The sequence below is a fragment of the Microbacterium sp. A94 genome (assembly GCF_051842855.1).
GTDB lineage: Bacteria > Actinomycetota > Actinomycetes > Actinomycetales > Microbacteriaceae > Microbacterium.
Genome location: NZ_JBPXMU010000004.1, coordinates 134,829 through 153,281, shown reverse-complemented (window position 1 = coordinate 153,281; position 18,453 = coordinate 134,829). Strand labels below are relative to the sequence as shown.

Here is an 18,453-nt window from a genome sequence, read left to right as displayed (position 1 = left end):
CTGAGGCCCGATTGCGACCGCCCGGCAGTGAGAGGCCCTCCGTTGTCACACACCACAATGCACATCCTCGGCATCAGCCTTGCCGTGCTTTCCGCCGCAGCGTTGTCGTTCGGAAACCTCTGGCAGGCCAGGGGCATCGCGGTCGCCACCGCAAGCAAAGGCGACGGCAAGCTCTTCATCACGATGGTCAAGACGCCGATCTGGTTGCTGGGCACCGCGTTCTACGGGATCGCAATACTGCTGCAGGTGGCCAGCCTCGCCTTCGCTCCCCTGATGCTCGTGCAGCCCGTCGGCGTGCTGGCTCTCGTATTCGCGGTCTTCCTCGGCGCGAAGATGTCCGGCAAGATGCCCACTCGCGGGATCTACCGATCGATTCTGCTGTGTTTGGTCGGCGTCATCGCATACGTGATCATCGCAGCGCAGGTGAGCAAGCAGAAGGCGATCACGGACGCGGAGCTCATCGGGGTGCTGGTCGCGCTCTGCACCGGTCTCGTCCTCGCGGCCGCCGCCTGGCTGCTCAGCCGCGGCAGATCGAAGCTCGCCCCCATCGTCTACGTCCTCTTCGGCGGGCTCTTCTCGGCGTTCGTCGCAGCGCTCGGCAAAACGGTGCTCCTGCGCGTGCAGGGACTGTTCGCCGGGCATCCGTTCACGCTTGACTCCGAAGGCATCCTGACCCTCGCGTGCGTGCTCGGCATCGGTGTGGCCTCGGCTCTCTCGATCTACTTCGTCCAGACGGCGTACACGTGCAATCCGTCGGATGTGGTCGTCGCCGGCACAACGGTAATCGACCCTGCGATCTCAGTGTTCATCGGAATCGTCATCTTGCACGAGGCTGCGGGCGCATCTGTCTGGTCGCTGCTCGCGATCGGCGGTGCAGGTATCGTCGCCACGATCGGCGTCTTCAAGCTTGCCCAGGCCGAAAAGCTCGAAGAGGCTTCTGATGCGGACGTCTCCCAGACGCGAGATGCTGACGACGCAGACGCGCCCAGCGACCTTCCCGAACGGTGACCACGGAACCCCTGCGGCCGCTCATCAGCCTGTGAACACGAAAGGGGACCGGCCCTTCTCGGACCGGCCCCCTCTCTTCGTATGCTCGCTGGCAGAGAGCGTCAGCTGGCCTTCGCCAACTTCAGAGCCTTGAAGCCCTTGGCAAGCTGAGCGAACTCATCCTGCTTGCGCGCGACGAACTCAAGCGCCTCACGCCCGGTGTCCACAAGGCCGAGACCGAGGTCGTCGACTGCCTCGAACTTGTGGCTGCAGTCCCCCGCGAGACCGCCTTCGAGCGAGAGCTTTCCGATCAGATCCAGCTTGAGGATCTCCGTTCCCTCGTTGAAGCTCATCTTCTCGAAGTCGAGCCACACGATGTTGGGGCGCGTCGTCGATTCGAATGCATAGCGCTTGTTAGTCATATCCGCGACAACCTGCCAGATCGTCTGCGATGCATCCGGTTTCCCGGGCTCCGGAGTCCGGAACGGCTGCGCAGCATTGCGGATGATGCTGAACATCGCCGCCATCGCCTGCAGCTCGGTCTTCGGCTGCACCTGGTGCTCGATGTAATAGGAGGCACGAGCGAAGCGGTCCGACGCAAGCGTCGACCCGGGAAGCGGCTTGTCGCCGCCGAGGCCATCGATCTCCTTGACCAGCTCGAGCTGCTTGTCGAAGGTCGGAGAGTTTGTCATGACCTTGTAGTCACGGTTGTGGTAAACCGTCGCCGACCCCTGGGTGTACTCGATGATCGCGGAGTCACCGGTGGCATCGTTGATCGCGAGGTGCAACGTCGGGACGAGATGTCCAGTCGGATCGAACAGCTGCGCGATGCGTACATCGCTGCTCTTCGTCCATTCAACGGCTTCGGCGACCGTGGCGAAGTTGTCGAGGTAGTACTGCAGCCAGATCGACTGGCTGAGCTGAACATCAGAGTCCTCGGGCTTGCCGTAATTCGACTCCGCGAGCCACAGGATGTGTCCTGCGAGGCCCTCTTCGTTCATGCCATCAGTAGCGATCAGGTCGAACGCCGTCGCGATGACGCTGCCGTACTTCGCCTTCCATGTGAGCTTGCCGTTAGCGCCATCCTTGCGTTCGATACCGCGGGGCATTTTCCACAGGTTGGTAAGCAAATCCATGTGGAAATCCATGTTTCGGCCGACGATTACCGCGCCGTTTGCGTCGGGCCAGAGTACTCGTGTGCACATTGGGTTGGTTCCCTTTCTTTGCATGCACTCCTGGAGTGCGTTACACCGGTATCGAGGTGATCCGATGAGAATAGGTGCTCAGCATCCTCCAACGGATACGGAGAGAACGAGCCGAACTTTCATCGCTTCGCCGGCTTCTTGAGCGGCACCGTCGCAGAATCGAATCGCACGGTGTTCCAGGGCATCTTCGGCAGCGCGATGACGGAAGCTCCGACAAAGCAGAGCGCGCCGATGAACGTGCCCCAGTTGGCGACGTTCGCGTCTTTACTGCCGCCGTCGTCCGTCACGAAGGCGCCGATCGCGGAGACGCCGAACGCGATGCATCCCGCCATGTTGACGTGGGCTGCCCACCAGGCGGGCTTGGTCAGGCCCCACAGCGTGTCTTGCTCGCGATAAAAGGCTATATAGACGAAGAAAGCGCTGATGAGGAAGGCTGCCGAGCCACCGGCATCGGGATTCCACACGAAGTGCTTCTCCACGGCGACGGATTTCGCGGTGAGTGCCGTCGTCGTACTCACATTGAAAAGGATCGTGCCGAAACTCTGCGTCGCCGCAGCCAACCACTCGGCACGGAACGCTTTCGCCTGACCTTTATGGACACGGACCGTCGCGTCACCACTGAGAACCAGCTGGAAAAGTCCGGCTGTGGTGAAGAACCACGCGCCGATGAAACAGACCCAGTTGGTGAATGCGACGTCACCGAATCCCCAGATCGAGGCCGCCGATCCGAGAGCGAACAGCGAGCCTCCAATAATGAAGTACACGCTCTGCTTTGTGAGACTCGGCGTGAGAAAGGGCGCGCGGAGGTCGGCGCTCGGCTTCGATGTCATCGCGGATTCCGTTCGGTTACAGTCGGCTGAGTTCGGTGGTGGGTGCCGCCATTCAGCGGCACCCACCTCAACGGTCAGTGCGCGAAGCTCTGCTTCTTCGCTTCACGCGGGAGCGGCGTGGACAGGCCCTCCAGGTACGAGACCTCTTCCTTGATCGCGGTGAGCAACGTGCCCGCAAGATCCTTGCTCAGGTCGGAACGCACGACGATGCGCTGCACGATCATGTCGCTCATGTTGTCCGGCATCGGGTACGCGGGGACGAGCCAACCACGCATGCGGAGTCGATCGGCGAGGTCATACAGGTCCCAGTTGCGGTCTTCCGCAGTGAGCCGCCATGCGAACACGGGGATGGTGTCCCCCTTGCTGACGAGTTCGAAGTTCTCCATCTTGGCGATCTCTGACGACAAGTAGGTCGCCACGTCGATCGAGCCCTGCTGGATCGCCGTGTAGCCCTCGCGGCCCAAACGCAGGAACTGGTAGTACTGGAGCAGCACCTGCGAGCCGGGGCGCGAGAAGTTCAACGCGAGCGTCGGCATGTCGCCGCCGAGGTAGCTGACGTGGAAGATGAGGCTCTCCGGGCAGACCGCCTTGTTTCGCCAGACAACCCAACCGACGCCCGGGTAGACGAGACCGTACTTGTGACCCGAAGTGCTGATCGAGTTGACGCGGTCGATCCGGAAGTCCCACTCAAGGTCCGGCTGGCAGAACGGTGCGATCATTGCACCGGAGGCACCGTCCACGTGGATCTTCACGTCGACGCCCGTGTTCGCTTGAATCTCATCGAGCTTCGCAGCGATCTCCTTGACCGGCTCATAAAGCCCCGTGTAGGTCTGACCGAGGATGGCGACGACACCGATGGTGTTCTCATCGACATACTTCTCCAGCTCGAAGCCGTCCAGCACGAGGTGCTCCTCGCTCACCGGAACGTAACGAGCCTCGACATCCCAGTAGTTGCAGAACTTCTCCCACACGACCTGCACACCGGACGAGAGCACGAGGTTCGGCTTCTCCGTTGACTTGCCTTCCGCCTTGCGACTCTCCTGCCACAGACGCTTCAGCGCGAGACCGCCGAGCATGCAGGCCTCAGAGGAACCGATCGTGGAGGTACCGATGGTGTCGTCTGCGTCCGGCACGCTCCACAGGTCGGCGAGAATCCTCCAGCAGCGGTCTTCGATCTCCGCAGTTGCGGGGTATTCGTCCTTGTCGATCATGTTCTTATCGGCAGCTTCGAGGTGCAGCTTCTGCGCGTTCTCATCCATCCAGGTGGAGACGAACGTGGCGAGGTTGAGCCTGGAGTTGCCGTCGAGCATGGCGGTGTCGTGCACGATCTGGTATGCGGTGTCCGAAGCCATCATGCCTTCGGGCATCTTGAACTTCGGAAGCGTCGAGGCTTCGCCCGGGCGGGTGAAAACTGGGGCAAGCTCAAGCGCTGCATCGGAGCTCTGCTCGGACGCGATACGGAAACGTTCTGACATGGATCGTCCTCTCGGATGTGAAAGATGGAAATACAGTCGTCCGCACTTGGTGCGGATCAGCGCGATCGGCATCCGCCTCAGAAACGGACTCGTTCGACTACTCGGCAGCCGCAACGAAGCCTGATCCGGTTCGCTGCACCCGCATGGAAAATGGGCGACAATACGCGCCGCTTCTCGTTTCACCCCCCTGTGCAACCTCAGTTACCGGTCACCATAGCAGTGCCGCACGACCAAGGGATATCGCGTCGGCCGGGCGTGTACGTCGGCGGCTCGCCGATCCGATAGTCTCAGCGTGAAATGTTCATGCTGCCCCTTTGAGAGGACGCTCGATGCGCATCCTGGTCACCAGTTCACGTAATACGTTCGCCTTAGATCTCATCCGAAAGCTCGGCAGCGCCGGCAATTATGTTGTCGCCGCTGACACTTTCGCAGGCGCGATGGGAAGCCACTCCCGGTTCCTCGCCGCACACGAGGTGACGGCGTCACCACGGTTCGAGACTGATCAGTTCATCGCGGATGTGAACCGGATCGTCGCCGCGCACCAGATCGACACGATCATTCCCACCTTCGAGGAAGCCTTCTACCTCGCAGCCCGGGTCGCGGACCTCTCCGAAGGCGTCCGCCTCTTCACCGGCAGCTTCAGTGCGCTCGCGCAGCTTCACGACAAGGGCAGTTTCCAGCGCCTCGTGGAGCGGGCGGGAGTGCCCATTCCCGAAACAGTCGTCGTCTCCGATGAGGAAGAGCTCCACGAGGCGATCGCCCGCTTCCCCCAGTTCTTCGCGCGCGCCGTCTACTCGCGAGGCGGTGTGGGACTGCTGACGAACACCGGCCCCCTCGCGGGGAAAATGGCCGTCGAAGACTGCCACCCGACCCCCGAGCAGCCCTGGCTGGTCCAGCCGTTCACAGACGGGCCCATGATCTGCACGTACAGCGTGATCGTGAACGGTCGGGTCACCGCGCAGTGCACGTACAGTGCGCCGGAACAGTGGGCGCACAGCACAGGCATCGCGTTCCTGGCCGAAGACAGCACGAAGACGCTCGAGTACACGCAGAAACTCGTTGACGAGCTCGACCCGACCTTCACCGGCCAGCTCTCATTCGACTTCGTCAACCACCATGGCGAGCTCTACGCGATCGAGTGCAACCCGCGTCCGACGAACGGCGTGATTCTTCTTGAGACCGCAGAGTTCCTGAAGGCATTCAGCGGCGAGGTCGACGAGCCCATTCTCGTTCACCCGGGCGTGGAGCGCCAGGTCCGTCTCGCGGTGTTCGCCGACTCGTTCGCGGAACCGGTCAAGCACCTGAAGACTTCGCTGCACGACCTGCTGCACGTGCACGACATCGGGCACGGATGGCACGACTCCCTCGCAATGATGTGGGGACCGGCTGCGCTCGTCCACGGCGCCAAGCTCGCCGACGGACATCGTGAGGAACTGCTCAAGGCGATGGGCGCGGACATCGTGTGGAACGGTGAGCCGATCGCTGGCATGACCGACGAAGACGCCGCGGCGCTGATGAACGTACACGCGCAGCGCGTCTGACGCTCGCGAAAGCACAGGCCAACGGTTACGGTAACCCGTTGGCCTGTGCGCCTAGCTCTTGCCGCCAATCACCGCCGCGAGCACACCGGGTGCGCGTGCGGCAATGCCCTTGCGAGGCAAGCGGTCCAGTTGTGCAACGATTCCAGGCAATCCATTCTGTTTGCCACGGACAAGCCAGTCGAGCGCGTTCAAGAGTGCAACGGGATGGGTGTCCAGCGCGCTGTGCCCGTTCTCGATCGGCACGGTGATCGTCTGGGGTGCCGCCACCACTACACGCGCTGCGATCGCGGGGGGTGTGCGCAGGTCCCGGGAACCGGTCAACACCACCAGCGGCCAGTCGAAGCGTTGCACGCCGGTGATCAGGTCGAACGGCTCCCTCTCGAACGCAGGGAACTGCGAAGCGAGCGGGGCGTATGTCAGCGCCGGATCGAGCGGCAGCCCGTCGCTCTGTCCCCCATAACCAAGTTCGCGAAAGCCGATCGTTCCGGCAAGATCGAACTCGTAGATACCGGGGAAGCGGATGAGCGAAGAATCCCGCGTGGCGTATGACTCCAGCATCCGCCATGCCCAGCTGCGCTGCCAGCGCAGCCGATGACGAAGCAACGGGATCAAGAGCGCGTCTCCGCCCAGCTCATATGCGGCACGCGCTACGTCCAGCAGTATGCGCTGACTGATCCCGGCCTCGGCAAGGCGCCGAACGAGACGCGCTGATTCGCCGTGCGCATCCCACAGCACCCCGCGTACGGCGGCTCGTTCGATGTCGATGTCACCTGCGGACTGGAGAGCTGAGTCAAGAAGCATCCCTGCGACGCGATCAGGGTACGCGACTCCGAAGCTCGAGGCGAGGTAGCTGCCGTATGACGATCCGACGATGTGCGCCTGTTGAACCTTTTCGTGATCGAGAACTGCCGCGATATCACCGAGCACGTCAGTAATCTGCATGCTCGAGCGAGGGAGGTCTCTTCCGGACACGTCTTTCCGTGACAGCCCTATCCCGCGGTGCTCCACCATGATCAGGTCGAGCCCCCGCCGGGATGCCAGGCTACGCAGTGCCCGATAGGGCAAGACCGATCCCAGCCCCGGTCCGCCCGGGATCACGACCGCGGGCGGCCGCTGTCCGACCGGCCCGGTGCGGACATAGGCGAGGTCGAATGCCGGCGCGTCAGCGGTGGCGGGACGGCGCACGAACCGCACGCCCGACGTGCGTTTGGCGATCGCCAGCAGCACTCGATCCAGCGGTCCTCTCTGCTGCGCGGCTTCAGCTGAGCGTGTCATCTCACTGGCGTTCCGAGGATCTGAGACCGGCGCGGCCATATCCGAGGAAGTTCACCAGCAGCGCGGCAACCACCGAGAGTCCGGCGCCCACGATGGTGAAACCGAACCGTTCCGCATCGAGCAACAAGGTGCTTACGTCCGACGTGTCCATAAGTACGACGGTGACTGTGAGGAAGAATGCGTATTGCCAGTACGGCTTCTTCAGGAGCATGAACAACAAGCACAGCCAGAGCGCCGGTATCGCCAGGTAGATCAGCACCCCATCGGGTACACCGAGAAGCGAAATCAGCGAGACCACCACGAACCCGGCGAGTGTGCCCAGCACCCGGCCCCACGTCTTCGCGCGCGAATAGAGCTGCTGCGGATCAGCGAGCACGTAAAGCGTGAGTGTGATCCAGACCCAATGCGTCTTGACATCGGTGGTGGTCCCGATAATCATCACCGCCGCAGAGAACAGTCCGAGAATCGCACCGTAGATCAGTGGAATACGGAGATTGTGCACTTCCAACGGCTTCAGCGCGCGCTTGCCTACGGCCAGGTGCAGAACCAGAATCGTCCAGAACCCGACGGCGATCATGACGACGATCACGCCGATAATGTACGTGGCATCGATGACGGCGGGATTGTTGAAGAGCGCCGGAGGCTTGAGCATGAAATAGGGCGTGAGTATCGGCAGCTGCAGCACGATTTTGCCAACGCCTCGACTGGCCGCGAAGCCATATGCCAGCCCCAGCAGTAGCAAGATCAGGGCGAGCGCCCATGTCTGTCCGTGCAGCAGGACCGAGACCACGCCGAGTACCGCCAGGGAGGCCACGATCGCCGCCCCACCCCGTGGGCCACCGCTGATCCACCCGAAGGACGCTGCGAGAACCCCGTAGAACGCGACCTCGCTGATGCCGGGCACCCAGTTCGAGGCGATCAGCACGGGCGCGGCGATGATCACCAGACCGACGAGCAGCTTCAGAGCGAGGCCGACGATGCGCCTTCGACCTGCCGCTGCGGGCGAGGCCTCCACTGTGGAACCTTGCATGCTCACTCCCTCTGCGCTTGCACCGAGGTTACCGTGCCGAGCTCGCCCACCGCACCCGCCGCGCTCGGATAGGCTCAGCGTGACGCGCCGGACGACCTGCGGGCAACGGAGCGCCGCAGAGAATTCACGTCTTGAGGGGGGCACCCGTGCGAAGAGTGTGGCCGAATGACTTCGGGTTCGGAGGGCTTTTTCATCGTCAGCCAGTTGAACAGAGTTCTGACACCGCCTATCTGAGCGGCAAACTGGCCAGATATGTCGTGGATGGTCTTCCCGCGCCCGTTCCCGAGGGGGTGTCGGTGGCAGAGGCCACCGCGTTCGCTCGTGACAACTCAGGTCATATGGCGATGTTCCTGTACGCGAATCCCCGTGCTGATCAGGTCAACGAACTCGCAGAAGCGTGGGATCTTCACCCGGTGCTGATCGAGGATCTCATCAATGCGGGACAAAGACCCAAGCTCGAGCGCTACGGCGAAACACTCTTCCTCGTCGCGCGGGCAGCGAGATATGTTGACAAGACCGAGGAAGTGGACTTCGGGGAGTTTCACGTCCTCTTGCGTCCGGGTGCGGTTGCAGTGATCTGTCAGGATGACCGGTGGATCAGCGCCCCAGCGACCGCCACCGTTGACGAGGACAACGTCGACTTCGGCGATCGGGAACGTGCCTTGCTCGCCGATCAGACACTACTCAGAATGGGGCCGATCGCAGTCGTTTATATGCTCCTCGACACGATCGTCAACGGGTACGGACCGGTCCTTCGCGGCATTGCGCACGATAAAGAAGAGATCGAACGACAGGTATTCAGCGGCGATATCTCCGTTGCCGAGCGCATCTATCGGCTGAGCCGGGAAGTAATAGAGATTCAACAGGCAATCACCTCGATGACGGATGCCGTCGACATGCTGCGATCGGGTACGGATAAGCAGGCAATCTCACAAGAGTTGCTCATGCGCTTGGATGCGGTAGCCGATGATCTCACGCAAGCAGCCGCGAAGACGGCGATGCTTCGAGATGCGCTCACACAGATCCTGAGTGTGAATGCGACGCTGGTGAACCAGCGGCAGAACGAAGACATGAAGAGGATCTCCGGGTGGGCCGCGATTCTCTTCGCACCATCCTTGATCGGTGGGGTCTATGGCATGAACTTTGAGATCATGCCCGAACTGAGCTGGGGGCTCGGGTATCTCTTCGCTCTGGGGCTGATGCTCGCGCTCGCCGTTATGCTCTACCTCGTCTTCAAACGCAGTAAATGGATCTGAGGAGTCGAATGTCGCGTGGAGTACGCGTGAACTCGCCAACCTGGCGGCAACGACGGCAAACATCATCCGGCACTTTCACCCACAGAATCTGAAAAAGCCCGAACCCGCGAGATTTCGCGGATCCGGGCCTCTGACCAGGCTTTTCAGCCGGGGCTCTTCAAGAAACTTCTAGAAGTCCCAGTCGTCGTCTTCTGTCGCCTCGGCCTTGCCGATGACGTACGACGAACCCGATCCGCTGAAAAAGTCGTGGTTCTCATCCGAGTTCGGAGACAGCGCCGACAGGATCGCCGGGTTTACGTTCGTCACCTCGGAGGGGAACATTGCCTCATAGCCGAGATTCATCAGAGCCTTATTGGCGTTGTAGTTCAGGAACTTCTTCACGTCCTCGGTCAAGCCGACGCCGTCATAGAGATCCTGTGTGTACTGCACCTCGTTCTCGTAGAGCTCGTAGAGCAGGTTGAAGGTGTAATCCTTCAACTCGTCGCGACGCTCCTGGGTCTCCTTCTCGAGGCCCTTTTGATACTTGTAGCCGATGTAGTACCCGTGCACAGCCTCGTCGCGGATGATGAGGCGGATGAGGTCGGCCGTGTTCGTCAGCTTCGCCTTGGAAGACCAGTAGATCGGCAGGTAGAAACCCGAGTAGAACAGGAACGACTCGAGAAGCGTCGAGGCGATCTTGCGCTTGAGCGGGTCATCGCCCCGGTAGTAGTCGGTGATGATCTGAGCCTTCTTCTGAAGGTTCTGATTCTCCACCGACCAACGGAATGCCTCGTCGATCTCCTTCGTCGAGCACAGCGTCGAGAAGATCGACGAGTAGCTCTTCGCGTGCACCGACTCCATGAAGGCGATGTTGGTGTAAACGGCTTCCTCATGCGGGGTAATCGCATCCGGGATCAGCGATACCGCGCCGACCGTGCCCTGGATCGTATCGAGCAGGGTCAGTCCGGTGAAGACGCGCATCGTCATCAGCTGTTCCTCGGGTGTCAGCGTGTTCCACGACTGGATGTCGTTCGACAGCGGCACCTTTTCGGGCAGCCAGAAGTTGTTCACCAGGCGGTTCCAGACCTCGAGGTCCTTGTCGTCCTCAATGCGGTTCCAGTTGATCGCCTGCACGTGGTCGACCAGCGCGAGCTTCGGTGAGGGGGTCATCGTCTATCTCTCAATCTCAGAAAAATACCTGGTCAGAAGCATCACAACATGCAGCTGACGCACTCGTCCATGTTCGTACCCTCGAGCGCCATCTGGCGAAGACGGATGTAGTAGATCGTCTTGATGCCCTTGCGCCATGCGTAGATCTGCGCCTTGTTGATGTCGCGCGTGGTGGCGGTGTCCTTGAAGAACAGGGTCAGCGACAGACCCTGGTCGACGTGCTGAGTGGCGGCGGCGTAGGTGTCGATGACCTTCTCGTAGCCGATCTCATAGGCGTCCTGGTAGTACTCCAGGTTGTCGTTCGTCATGAACGGCGCCGGGTAGTAGACGCGTCCGAGCTTGCCTTCCTTGCGGATCTCGACCTTGGATGCGATCGGGTGGATCGACGACGTCGAGTTGTTGATGTACGAGATCGAGCCGGTCGGCGGAACAGCCTGCAGGTTCTGGTTGTAGATACCGTGCTTCTGGATGGAATCCTTCAGCCCAGCCCAGTCTTCCTGCGTCGGGATGTGCTGGCCTGCAAAGAGCTCCTTGACCTTCTCGGTCTCAGGCTCCCAGGCACGCTCGGTGTACTTGTCGAAGAACTCACCCGACGCGTATGTCGAGTCTTCGAACCCGTCAAAGGCCACACCGCGCTCCTTCGCGAGCAGGTTCGACGCGCGCAGCGCGTGGAACAGCACCGTGTAGAAGTAGATGTTCGTGAAGTCGATGCCCTCTTCGGAGCCGTAGTGCACGTGCTCGCGAGCCAGGTAACCGTGCAGGTTCATCTGGCCGAGGCCGATGGCGTGCGAGCGGTCGTTGCCGTCTTCGATGGAGCGCACCGAGGAGATGTGGCTCTGGTTACTCACCGCGGTCAGGCCGCGAATTGCCGTCTCGACCGTCTTGCCCAGGTCACCGGCATCCATCGCCAGCGCGATGTTCATCGAGCCGAGGTTGCACGAGATGTCCTTGCCGATCTGGTCGTACGAGAGGTCCTCGTTGTACGTGGTCGGCGTGTTCACCTGCAGGATCTCACTGCACAGGTTCGACATGTTGATGCGGCCCTTGATCGGGTTCGCGTCGTTCACCGTGTCCTCGAACATGATGTACGGGTAGCCCGACTCGAACTGGATCTCGGCGATGGTCTGGAAGAACTCGCGCGCGTTGATCTTCGTCTTCTTGATACGCGGGTCGTTGACCATCTCGCGGTACTTCTCGGTGACCGAGATGTCGCCGAACGGCACGCCGTAGACCTTCTCGACGTCGTACGGCGAGAACAGGTACATGTCCTCGCCGTTCTTGGCGAGCTCGAACGTGATGTCGGGAACGACAACGCCCAGAGACAGCGTCTTGATGCGAATCTTCTCGTCAGCGTTCTCACGCTTGGTGTCGAGGAAGCGCATGATGTCGGGGTGATGCGCGTTGAGGTAGACGGCACCTGCACCCTGACGGGCGCCGAGCTGGTTGGCGTAGCTGAAGCTGTCTTCGAGAAGCTTCATGACGGGGATGATGCCCGAGGACTGGTTCTCGATCTGCTTGATCGGCGCACCGGCCTCGCGGATGTTCGACAGGAGCAACGCCACGCCGCCGCCGCGCTTGGACAGCTGCAACGACGAGTTGATGCCTCGGGAGATCGACTCCATGTTGTCTTCGATGCGCAGCAGGAAGCAACTAACGAGCTCGCCGCGCTGCGCCTTGCCCGAGTTCAGGAACGTCGGGGTCGCCGGCTGGAAGCGGCCGGAGATGATCTCTTCGACGAGGTCGAGTGCGACCTGCTCATCGCCGTCGGCAAGGCCGAGAGCGGTCATCACGACGCGGTCTTCGAAACGCTCAAGGTAGCGCTTGCCGTCGAAGGTCTTCAGCGTGTAGCTCGTGTAGTACTTAAAGGCACCCAGGAAGGTCTCGAAACGGAACTTCTTCCCATAGGCGAAGTCGTTGAGCTTCTGGATGAACTCCATCGAGTACTTCTCGATGAGAGCACCCTCGTAGTACTCCTTCTCAACGAGATAGTCCAGGCGCTCCTTGAGCGAGTGGAAGAACACCGTGTTCTGGTTCACGTGCTGCAGGAAGTACTCCTGCGCGGCCCGCTTGTCGGCATCGAACTGGATCTTGCCGTTCGCGTCGTACAGGTTCAGCATCGCGTTGAGCGAGTGATAGTCAAGACCCTCGAAAGCAGGGTTGGCCTTGAACGCCACCTGGTCGTTCGTCACTGCACGCTCTGCATGCTCGTCGATTGCAATGCCCACCATCGCTCCAATCCGTCGCTCACGCGATCAACATCATCCTGTGTGCCGAATACTTCGAGCCGATACAAGTGCGGCACCTGGCACTTGCGGCTGATGATCTCTCCAGCGAGGCAGAATGCATCGCCAAAGTTGGTATTTCCCGCGGCGATCACTCCGCGAATGTGACGCCGGTTTCGCTCGTCGTTGAGGAATCGGATCACTTGTTTGGGCACTGCGCCCTTTTCCACGTCGCGTCCCTGTCCCCCGCCATACGTGGGCGTGACAAGGACGAACGGTTCATCGATGAGCAGGGGATCTTCGTTGCGATACAGCGGAATGCGCTCCGCTCGCAGACCAAGCTTCTCGACGAACCGGGCAGTGTTGCCGGACACGCTGGAGAAATAGACAAGGAGTGGCGCAGCCGTTGCGACGACTGTCATGACTCACCCCGTTTCTTTCGATCCTGAGCTTGTTCTGTGGCCCTGCTCGCGACCAGAAGCGCTTACGCCAAGCGAGAAGCGAGCTCGCTGATCTTGTCGGGACGGAAGCCCGACCAGTGGTCCTCGTCCGTGACGACGACAGGTGCCTGCATGTAACCCAAAGCCTTGACCTGCTCGAGCGCCGCAGCATCTTCAGAGAGGTCGTGAATCTCGTACTCGAGGCCCTGTGCATCCAGCGCGCGATAGGTCGCATTGCACTGAACGCAAGACGGCTTGGTGTAGACCGTGATCGACATTTCTTTCCCCTCAAATCTAGGTTTTCCGGCAGACCCCCGCCGGGACTTCAATACTACATATAGGTACGGACATTGAGAGCGACCACAAGGTCTAGTAGTTACATCCGTGTAGTTTTCCACCGCTCTCCACTGGTACAACACAGGTTGTCCACCGTTTCATCCACAGATCGCCATCTATTTTTCAGCCCCGCGAAGCGCATGATCTCGCGGCTCCCGGGCCCCGGTCTCGGATCCATCCACAGGGGGCACCTTACGAGCGGGTTCAGACATTCAATGTTCTGTGGAAAAGTCCTCTCCGGCGTGTCGCGGCGTGTTGTTCCGAGTCGCGCTCGAGGGTGTTCATCGGCCGCGAGTATCGTTGCCTCGTGGCGGGATATCGGGACCTTCTTCGCACCCCTGGCGTGGGGCGCATGATCATTGCTCAGCTGACGGCGCGCTTCCCCAGCGGAATGACATCGCTGGCGATCCTGCTGCACGTCGAACAGCAGACTGGATCGTACGGCGCAGCCGGCCTGGTACTTGCTGCGACCTCAGTCGGCCAGGCAGCAGCCGGGCCCGTCACCAGCCGGTGGATGGGCGTGTGGGGCATGCGCCGCGTGCTCACCCTCACCGCCGCCGTATGCACCCTCGCCGTGCTGGCCCTGGGATTGCTGCCGCTGAGCCTGCCCGGATACATGGTCTGCGGCCTGATCGCCGGCCTGTCCACCCCGCCGGTCCAGTCCGCAGTGCGCACGATCTACCCCAAGCTCGTCAACTCATCCCAGCTGACGCCGCTGTTCTCACTCGATGCCTCTCTGCAGGAGATCATCTGGATCATCGCCCCGGTCGTCATCACACTGGTCTCCACCCAGATCGGTACGACCACCGGGCTCATGCTGGTGGCAATCATCCTCGTGCTGGGCTGCGGCTGGTTCATCTCTTCACCGGAAGTCGGACGCGTACGTATCCCGCGCAGTCGCCGCGCATTCGGTCGCGTGCTGCTGCGCCCACCGGTGGCATTGGCGACCGTCCTCGGATTCCTCGTCGTCGGCGCATGTTCCGCGGTCGAGGTGGGCGTCGTCGCCACGTTCGACCACGGCAACCTCAACGCCGGCCTGGTGCTGGCGGTGTTCGCCGCGGGAAGCCTCGCCGGTGGCTTGTCGTTCGGTCACATCCCGATCGGCCCCTGGGCGATGGCCCGGCGACTGATCATCGTCGCCGTCGGCCTCGGCTTGACTATGGTGATGCTCAATGTTTACTGGCTCGGAGGCGCGCTGTTCCTCGCGGGCCTCGGCGTCGCCCCGGCGTTCGCCGTGATGTTCGCCATCACCACGGCAAGCGTCAAATTCAGCGAGACTGCCGAGGCGTTCGGCTGGGCCGGCACCGGACAGCTCATCGGCGCCGCCGCAGGATCGGCGATCGCCGGTTTCCTCGTAGACGGCACGGGAGGCGCAACAGGCGCCTATCTCGCCGCCGCGCTGTTCGCTATCGTCGGTCTCATCGTCTCGGTGGCGTTCGTCCGCGCACTCCCTGATCTGCGCCACCGCGATCCCAGTCCCATTCCTGACACCGAACCTGTGGCGGTCGTATCCTCATGAATTCCTCTCCCCTTCCCGAGATCGTCTGCGTCGGCGAGACGATGGCGCTGATCACACCGGTGGATGCTGCGCTCTCCCACGCCCACGAGGCGAGCATCGGCCTCGCCGGAGCGGAGTCGAACGTCGCAGCGGGACTCGTCGCGGCCGGACGGCGAGCGGCGTGGGCCTCCCGGCTCGGCGCTGATCCGCTCGGCGCGCGCATCGGCTCGGAACTGGAACGACGCGGCATCGATCTGTGGATCGAGAACGATCCGGATGCCCCGACCGGCGTCATGTTCAAAGACCCCGGCGCCGAGGGCTCCGCTGTCTACTATTACCGCCGCGGCTCGGCAGCATCCGCAATGATGCCCGGATTTCTGTCGGCAGAGCGACTCGCCGGCATCCGGTTCGTGCATACCACGGGCATCACGCCGGCACTCTCCGAGACCTGCCGCCAGATGGTCGATCAGCTGTTCATCGACGCGCGTGCCGCTGGGGCACGCGTCTCGTTCGACGTGAACGATCGCCGCGCACTGTGGTCGATGGAGGATGCCGCCGCCACCCTCGCACGCCTGGCCAATGCCGCCGACATCACCTTCGTCGGCCGCGATGAGGCCGAGCGCATCTGGGGAACGGCAACTACCGCTGAGATCCGCGCTTACCTCCCGGGCTGCGCGGTGCTCATCGTAAAAGACGGCGACATCGGCGCTACCGCGTTCGACGGCGACGCCGATCCCGTTTTCGTGGCGGCACCGACGGTCGACGTGGTCGAGCCCGTCGGCGCGGGCGATGCCTTCGCCGCAGGCTTCCTCGCCGCAACCGTGGAGGGACTCCCTCTCACCGAATGCCTCCAAGCCGGTCATATCGCCGCGGAACGCGTGCTCACCATCGCCGCAGACATGCCGCCCATAGGCTGAAGATATGCCCGCCCCCGTTCAGCTGCCCCGAATCTCGTGGGGATCATCGGATGCCGCCCACGAGGCGCTTCTCGTGCACGGACTCGGCTCATCTGCCGCGCTGATGTGGCGGGTAGGCGCAGCGCTCGCCGACGCCGGTTGGCATGCCGTCGCTGTCGATCTTCGCGGCCACGGCGACGCTCCACGAGCTCTGGACTACACGATCCCCGCCTACGCCGCTGACCTCGGTGCCACCCTGCCCGGTCGAGGCGGCGCCTGGGATGCCGTGATCGGACACTCGCTCGGCGGCGCATCCAGCACAGTTGCGGCAGCATCCGATCCCTCGTGGACGAACAGGCTCATCCTCATCGACCCGGCCATCCTCGTTGAAGGCCGTGACGAGACCATCATCCGGCGCAGCCAGGAGCGGGCGTTCGCAGACAACCGCACCGAGGTCGTGCAAGAGGAGCATCCGCACTGGCATCCGCAGGAGATCGAACTCAAAGTCGACGCCGTCAACCGGGCGAGCCGCTGGGCGGTTGAGCAGACCAGTGCACAGAACACGCCCTGGGATGTGCGGGCGGATGCTGCGCGCCTGACGATCCCCACGCACATCATCGGCGCCGACCCGAAGATCTACAGTCTGTTCACCGGTGCCACCGCCGAATCGGTACTCACCGCCAACGCGAAGATCTCGATGTCGGTTGTCACCGGCGCGGGGCACTCCCCGCACCGCGACAAGCCCGACGACACCATCCACCAGATCCTGGAGGCACTCGCATGACACGTACTGAGCGACCGAAGGGAGTCGAAGTGACCTTCGATCCCGCAACCCACCTGCCCGACGATCTGCTCGAGCGCATCCGTGAGCGGGCGCCGATCCACGACCGCCACAACACTTTTCCGGAACAGGACCTCGAGGAACTTCGCGATGCCGGGTATCTGAAGATCCTCGTCCCCACCGAGTGCGGCGGCGCAGGGCTCGGTCTCGAGCAGGCGGCAGTTCTGCAGCAGCGACTCGCGACCGCATCGCCGGCCACCGCGCTGGCCATCAACATGCACCTCGTCTGGACCGGCGTCGCGAAGGTTTTCAGCGACCGCAGCATCACCGGGATGGAGTTCGTCCAGGACGGAGCAGCCCGCGGCGAGGTGTTCGCCTTCGGGATCAGCGAGGGGGGAAACGACCTGGTGCTGTTCGGCAGTGACACCGACGCCGCGCCGCAGCCGGACGGCGGCTTCGCCTTCACCGGCACCAAGATCTTCACTTCACTCGCGCCGGTGTGGACGAAGCTCGGTCTGCACGGCCTCGATACGACGTCACCGGATGCTCCGAAGCTCGTGTTCGCATTCATCGACCGCACCGATGCGGTCACCACCAAAGATGACTGGGACACCCTGGGCATGCGCGGCACGCAGAGCAGAACCACAGTCCTCGATGGCGCGCTCGCCCGCCCGGAGCACGTGGTTCGCCGCATCGATCCGGGGCCAGGCCCCGACCCGATCATCTTCGGGATCTTCAGCGTGTTCGAACTGCTGCTCGCGTCGGTCTACACCGGCATCGCCCGGCGCGCATTGGATCTTGCTGTCGCCACCGTGCAGAAGCGCACGTCGAAGAAGACCGGGCTGACCTACAGCCAGGATCCCGACATCCGCTGGCGCATCGCCGAGATGAGCCTCGCCTACGACGCTCTCCCGCCGCAGATCACTGCCCTTTCTCGCGACGTCGACGAACAGGCAGACCACGGCGCCCGCTGGTTCACCCTGTTGTCGGGCGTCAAGCACCGCGCTGTGACGATGGCGAAGAGCGTGGTCGATGAAGCGATCCTGACCGCGGGCGGCGGGTCATACTTCTCATCGAACGAGCTCTCCCGCCTCTACCGGGACGTGTTGGCCGGCATGTTCCATCCGTCCGACCCGGAGTCGGCGCACTCCACCGCAGCGAGCGCCCTATTGGGCCCGCCTACCGTTCCCTGAGCTACTTCCGCTCGAAGTCGAACGCCTTCAACAGCTCACCGACGGCCTGCTCACGCTCATCGCCGCCCTCCTCGAACATATGCGTCACGTGGGTGCGCAGATGATTCTCGAGCAGGAGACGGTTGAGGGATTCCAGTGACTTCTGGATTGCGCGGGACTGCGTGATGATATCCATGCAGTACTCCTCGCTTTCGATCATCCTGGCGACTCCGCGCAGCTGCCCTTCGAGGATGCTGGTGCGGTGCAGAGCGCGCTTCTTGATGTCTTCGATCACCTCTTGAGGGTACCCTTCGACAGGCAATTGCGGGCCTGCCGAAGGACTCAGCGGCCGAGCGCGTG

General features: G+C 62.3%; 17 protein-coding genes. 7 read left to right on the top strand and 10 right to left on the bottom strand.

Annotated elements, in window-relative coordinates; translation table 11 throughout:
• Positions 1–42 precede the first annotated feature (42 nt).
• The gene (locus ACSU1L_RS11995; RefSeq protein ID WP_439255947.1) at positions 43–1,008 is read left to right on the top strand and encodes a hypothetical protein; all 966 of its coding nucleotides are present in this window, start codon (positions 43–45) and stop codon (positions 1,006–1,008) included.
• A 101-nt stretch (positions 1,009–1,109) separates the two neighbouring features.
• Here the strand turns inward: ACSU1L_RS11995 and ACSU1L_RS11990 are convergent, their stop codons facing one another.
• The 3 genes from ACSU1L_RS11990 to ACSU1L_RS11980 all read right to left on the bottom strand — a co-directional run bounded on the left by ACSU1L_RS11990 (position 1,110) and on the right by ACSU1L_RS11980 (position 4,497).
• Positions 1,110–2,192 (bottom strand): linear amide C-N hydrolase, encoded by a 1,083-nt coding sequence (locus ACSU1L_RS11990; protein ID WP_439255946.1) that lies wholly within the window; start codon positions 2,190–2,192, stop codon positions 1,110–1,112.
• A gap of 119 nt (positions 2,193–2,311) precedes the next feature.
• Positions 2,312–3,022 (bottom strand): hypothetical protein, encoded by a 711-nt coding sequence (locus ACSU1L_RS11985; RefSeq protein WP_438254957.1) that lies wholly within the window; start codon positions 3,020–3,022, stop codon positions 2,312–2,314.
• 74 nt (positions 3,023–3,096) lie between these two features.
• Complete coding sequence (locus ACSU1L_RS11980; RefSeq protein ID WP_439255945.1) at positions 3,097–4,497, bottom strand: glutamate decarboxylase; 1,401 nt, start codon at positions 4,495–4,497, stop codon at positions 3,097–3,099.
• A gap of 329 nt (positions 4,498–4,826) precedes the next feature.
• On the opposite strand from ACSU1L_RS11980, the gene ACSU1L_RS11975 reads away from it, so the two are divergent.
• The gene (locus ACSU1L_RS11975) at positions 4,827–6,038 is read left to right on the top strand and encodes a carbamoyl-phosphate synthase large subunit (protein ID WP_439255944.1); all 1,212 of its coding nucleotides are present in this window, start codon (positions 4,827–4,829) and stop codon (positions 6,036–6,038) included.
• A 51-nt stretch (positions 6,039–6,089) separates the two neighbouring features.
• Here the strand turns inward: ACSU1L_RS11975 and ACSU1L_RS11970 are convergent, their stop codons facing one another.
• Together ACSU1L_RS11970 and ACSU1L_RS11965 are read right to left on the bottom strand one after the other, a co-directional pair.
• Positions 6,090–7,313, bottom strand: a complete 1,224-nt coding sequence (locus ACSU1L_RS11970; protein ID WP_439255943.1) for an alpha/beta fold hydrolase — start codon at positions 7,311–7,313, stop codon at positions 6,090–6,092.
• 1 nt (position 7,314) lies between these two features.
• The gene (locus tag ACSU1L_RS11965; RefSeq protein ID WP_439255942.1) at positions 7,315–8,343 is read right to left on the bottom strand and encodes an FUSC family protein; all 1,029 of its coding nucleotides are present in this window, start codon (positions 8,341–8,343) and stop codon (positions 7,315–7,317) included.
• A gap of 257 nt (positions 8,344–8,600) precedes the next feature.
• Between ACSU1L_RS11965 and ACSU1L_RS11960 the strand changes: the two genes are divergently transcribed.
• A complete protein-coding gene (locus tag ACSU1L_RS11960; protein WP_439255941.1) occupies positions 8,601–9,599 on the top strand; it encodes a magnesium and cobalt transport protein CorA in 999 nt (332 codons plus the stop codon).
• 168 nt (positions 9,600–9,767) lie between these two features.
• Here ACSU1L_RS11960 and nrdF read toward each other — a convergent pair whose 3' ends face one another.
• The 4 genes from nrdF to nrdH form a co-directional block, all read right to left on the bottom strand.
• On the bottom strand, positions 9,768–10,748 hold the full coding sequence (gene nrdF, locus ACSU1L_RS11955) for a class 1b ribonucleoside-diphosphate reductase subunit beta (protein WP_438254947.1): 981 nt from the start codon (positions 10,746–10,748) through the stop codon (positions 9,768–9,770).
• 41 nt (positions 10,749–10,789) lie between these two features.
• Positions 10,790–12,976: a class 1b ribonucleoside-diphosphate reductase subunit alpha gene (nrdE, locus tag ACSU1L_RS11950; protein WP_439255940.1), complete on the bottom strand. Its 2,187-nt coding sequence runs from the start codon at positions 12,974–12,976 to the stop codon at positions 10,790–10,792.
• Positions 12,934–13,392: a class Ib ribonucleoside-diphosphate reductase assembly flavoprotein NrdI gene (nrdI, locus tag ACSU1L_RS11945; protein WP_438254945.1), complete on the bottom strand. Its 459-nt coding sequence runs from the start codon at positions 13,390–13,392 to the stop codon at positions 12,934–12,936. Before nrdI ends, nrdE begins: the two co-directional genes overlap by 43 nt.
• A gap of 62 nt (positions 13,393–13,454) precedes the next feature.
• Entirely contained in the window at positions 13,455–13,688 is a 234-nt protein-coding gene (gene nrdH, locus ACSU1L_RS11940) for a glutaredoxin-like protein NrdH (protein WP_438254944.1), read from the bottom strand.
• 365 nt (positions 13,689–14,053) lie between these two features.
• Here nrdH and ACSU1L_RS11935 point away from each other — a divergent pair, with 365 nt between their 5' ends.
• From ACSU1L_RS11935 to ACSU1L_RS11920, 4 genes are read left to right on the top strand one after another with little or no spacing between them, the layout of a single operon-like run.
• A complete protein-coding gene (locus ACSU1L_RS11935) occupies positions 14,054–15,265 on the top strand; it encodes an MFS transporter (RefSeq protein WP_439255939.1) in 1,212 nt (403 codons plus the stop codon).
• The gene (locus ACSU1L_RS11930) at positions 15,262–16,161 is read left to right on the top strand and encodes a sugar kinase (protein ID WP_439255938.1); all 900 of its coding nucleotides are present in this window, start codon (positions 15,262–15,264) and stop codon (positions 16,159–16,161) included. The genes ACSU1L_RS11935 and ACSU1L_RS11930 overlap by 4 nt, the downstream gene beginning before the upstream one ends.
• A gap of 4 nt (positions 16,162–16,165) precedes the next feature.
• A complete protein-coding gene (locus ACSU1L_RS11925) occupies positions 16,166–16,924 on the top strand; it encodes an alpha/beta fold hydrolase (protein WP_439255937.1) in 759 nt (252 codons plus the stop codon).
• Positions 16,925–16,953: 29 nt separating this feature from the next.
• Positions 16,954–18,114, top strand: a complete 1,161-nt coding sequence (locus ACSU1L_RS11920) for an acyl-CoA dehydrogenase family protein (RefSeq protein ID WP_439255936.1) — start codon at positions 16,954–16,956, stop codon at positions 18,112–18,114.
• Position 18,115: 1 nt separating this feature from the next.
• On the opposite strand, the gene ACSU1L_RS11915 is transcribed toward ACSU1L_RS11920, so the two are convergent.
• On the bottom strand, positions 18,116–18,388 hold the full coding sequence (locus ACSU1L_RS11915; RefSeq protein ID WP_438254938.1) for a metal-sensitive transcriptional regulator: 273 nt from the start codon (positions 18,386–18,388) through the stop codon (positions 18,116–18,118).
• Positions 18,389–18,453 lie beyond the last annotated feature (65 nt).

Excerpts from the sequence above, each read along its gene's own strand:
- ACSU1L_RS11990 (WP_439255946.1), bottom strand. The coding sequence starts at position 2,192 with ATGTGCACACGAGTACTCTGGCCCGACGCAAACGGCGCGGTAATCGTC.
- ACSU1L_RS11985 (WP_438254957.1), bottom strand. The coding sequence starts at position 3,022 with ATGACATCGAAGCCGAGCGCCGACCTCCGCGCGCCCTTTCTCACGCCG.
- ACSU1L_RS11980 (WP_439255945.1), bottom strand. The coding sequence starts at position 4,497 with ATGTCAGAACGTTTCCGTATCGCGTCCGAGCAGAGCTCCGATGCAGCG.
- ACSU1L_RS11975 (WP_439255944.1), top strand. The coding sequence starts at position 4,827 with ATGCGCATCCTGGTCACCAGTTCACGTAATACGTTCGCCTTAGATCTC.
- ACSU1L_RS11970 (WP_439255943.1), bottom strand. The coding sequence starts at position 7,313 with ATGACACGCTCAGCTGAAGCCGCGCAGCAGAGAGGACCGCTGGATCGA.
- ACSU1L_RS11965 (WP_439255942.1), bottom strand. The coding sequence starts at position 8,343 with ATGCAAGGTTCCACAGTGGAGGCCTCGCCCGCAGCGGCAGGTCGAAGG.
- nrdF (WP_438254947.1), bottom strand. The coding sequence starts at position 10,748 with ATGACCCCCTCACCGAAGCTCGCGCTGGTCGACCACGTGCAGGCGATC.
- nrdE (WP_439255940.1), bottom strand. The coding sequence starts at position 12,976 with ATGGTGGGCATTGCAATCGACGAGCATGCAGAGCGTGCAGTGACGAAC.
- nrdI (WP_438254945.1), bottom strand. The coding sequence starts at position 13,392 with ATGACAGTCGTCGCAACGGCTGCGCCACTCCTTGTCTATTTCTCCAGC.
- nrdH (WP_438254944.1), bottom strand. The coding sequence starts at position 13,688 with ATGTCGATCACGGTCTACACCAAGCCGTCTTGCGTTCAGTGCAATGCG.
- ACSU1L_RS11930 (WP_439255938.1), top strand. The coding sequence starts at position 15,262 with ATGAATTCCTCTCCCCTTCCCGAGATCGTCTGCGTCGGCGAGACGATG.
- ACSU1L_RS11925 (WP_439255937.1), top strand. The coding sequence starts at position 16,166 with ATGCCCGCCCCCGTTCAGCTGCCCCGAATCTCGTGGGGATCATCGGAT.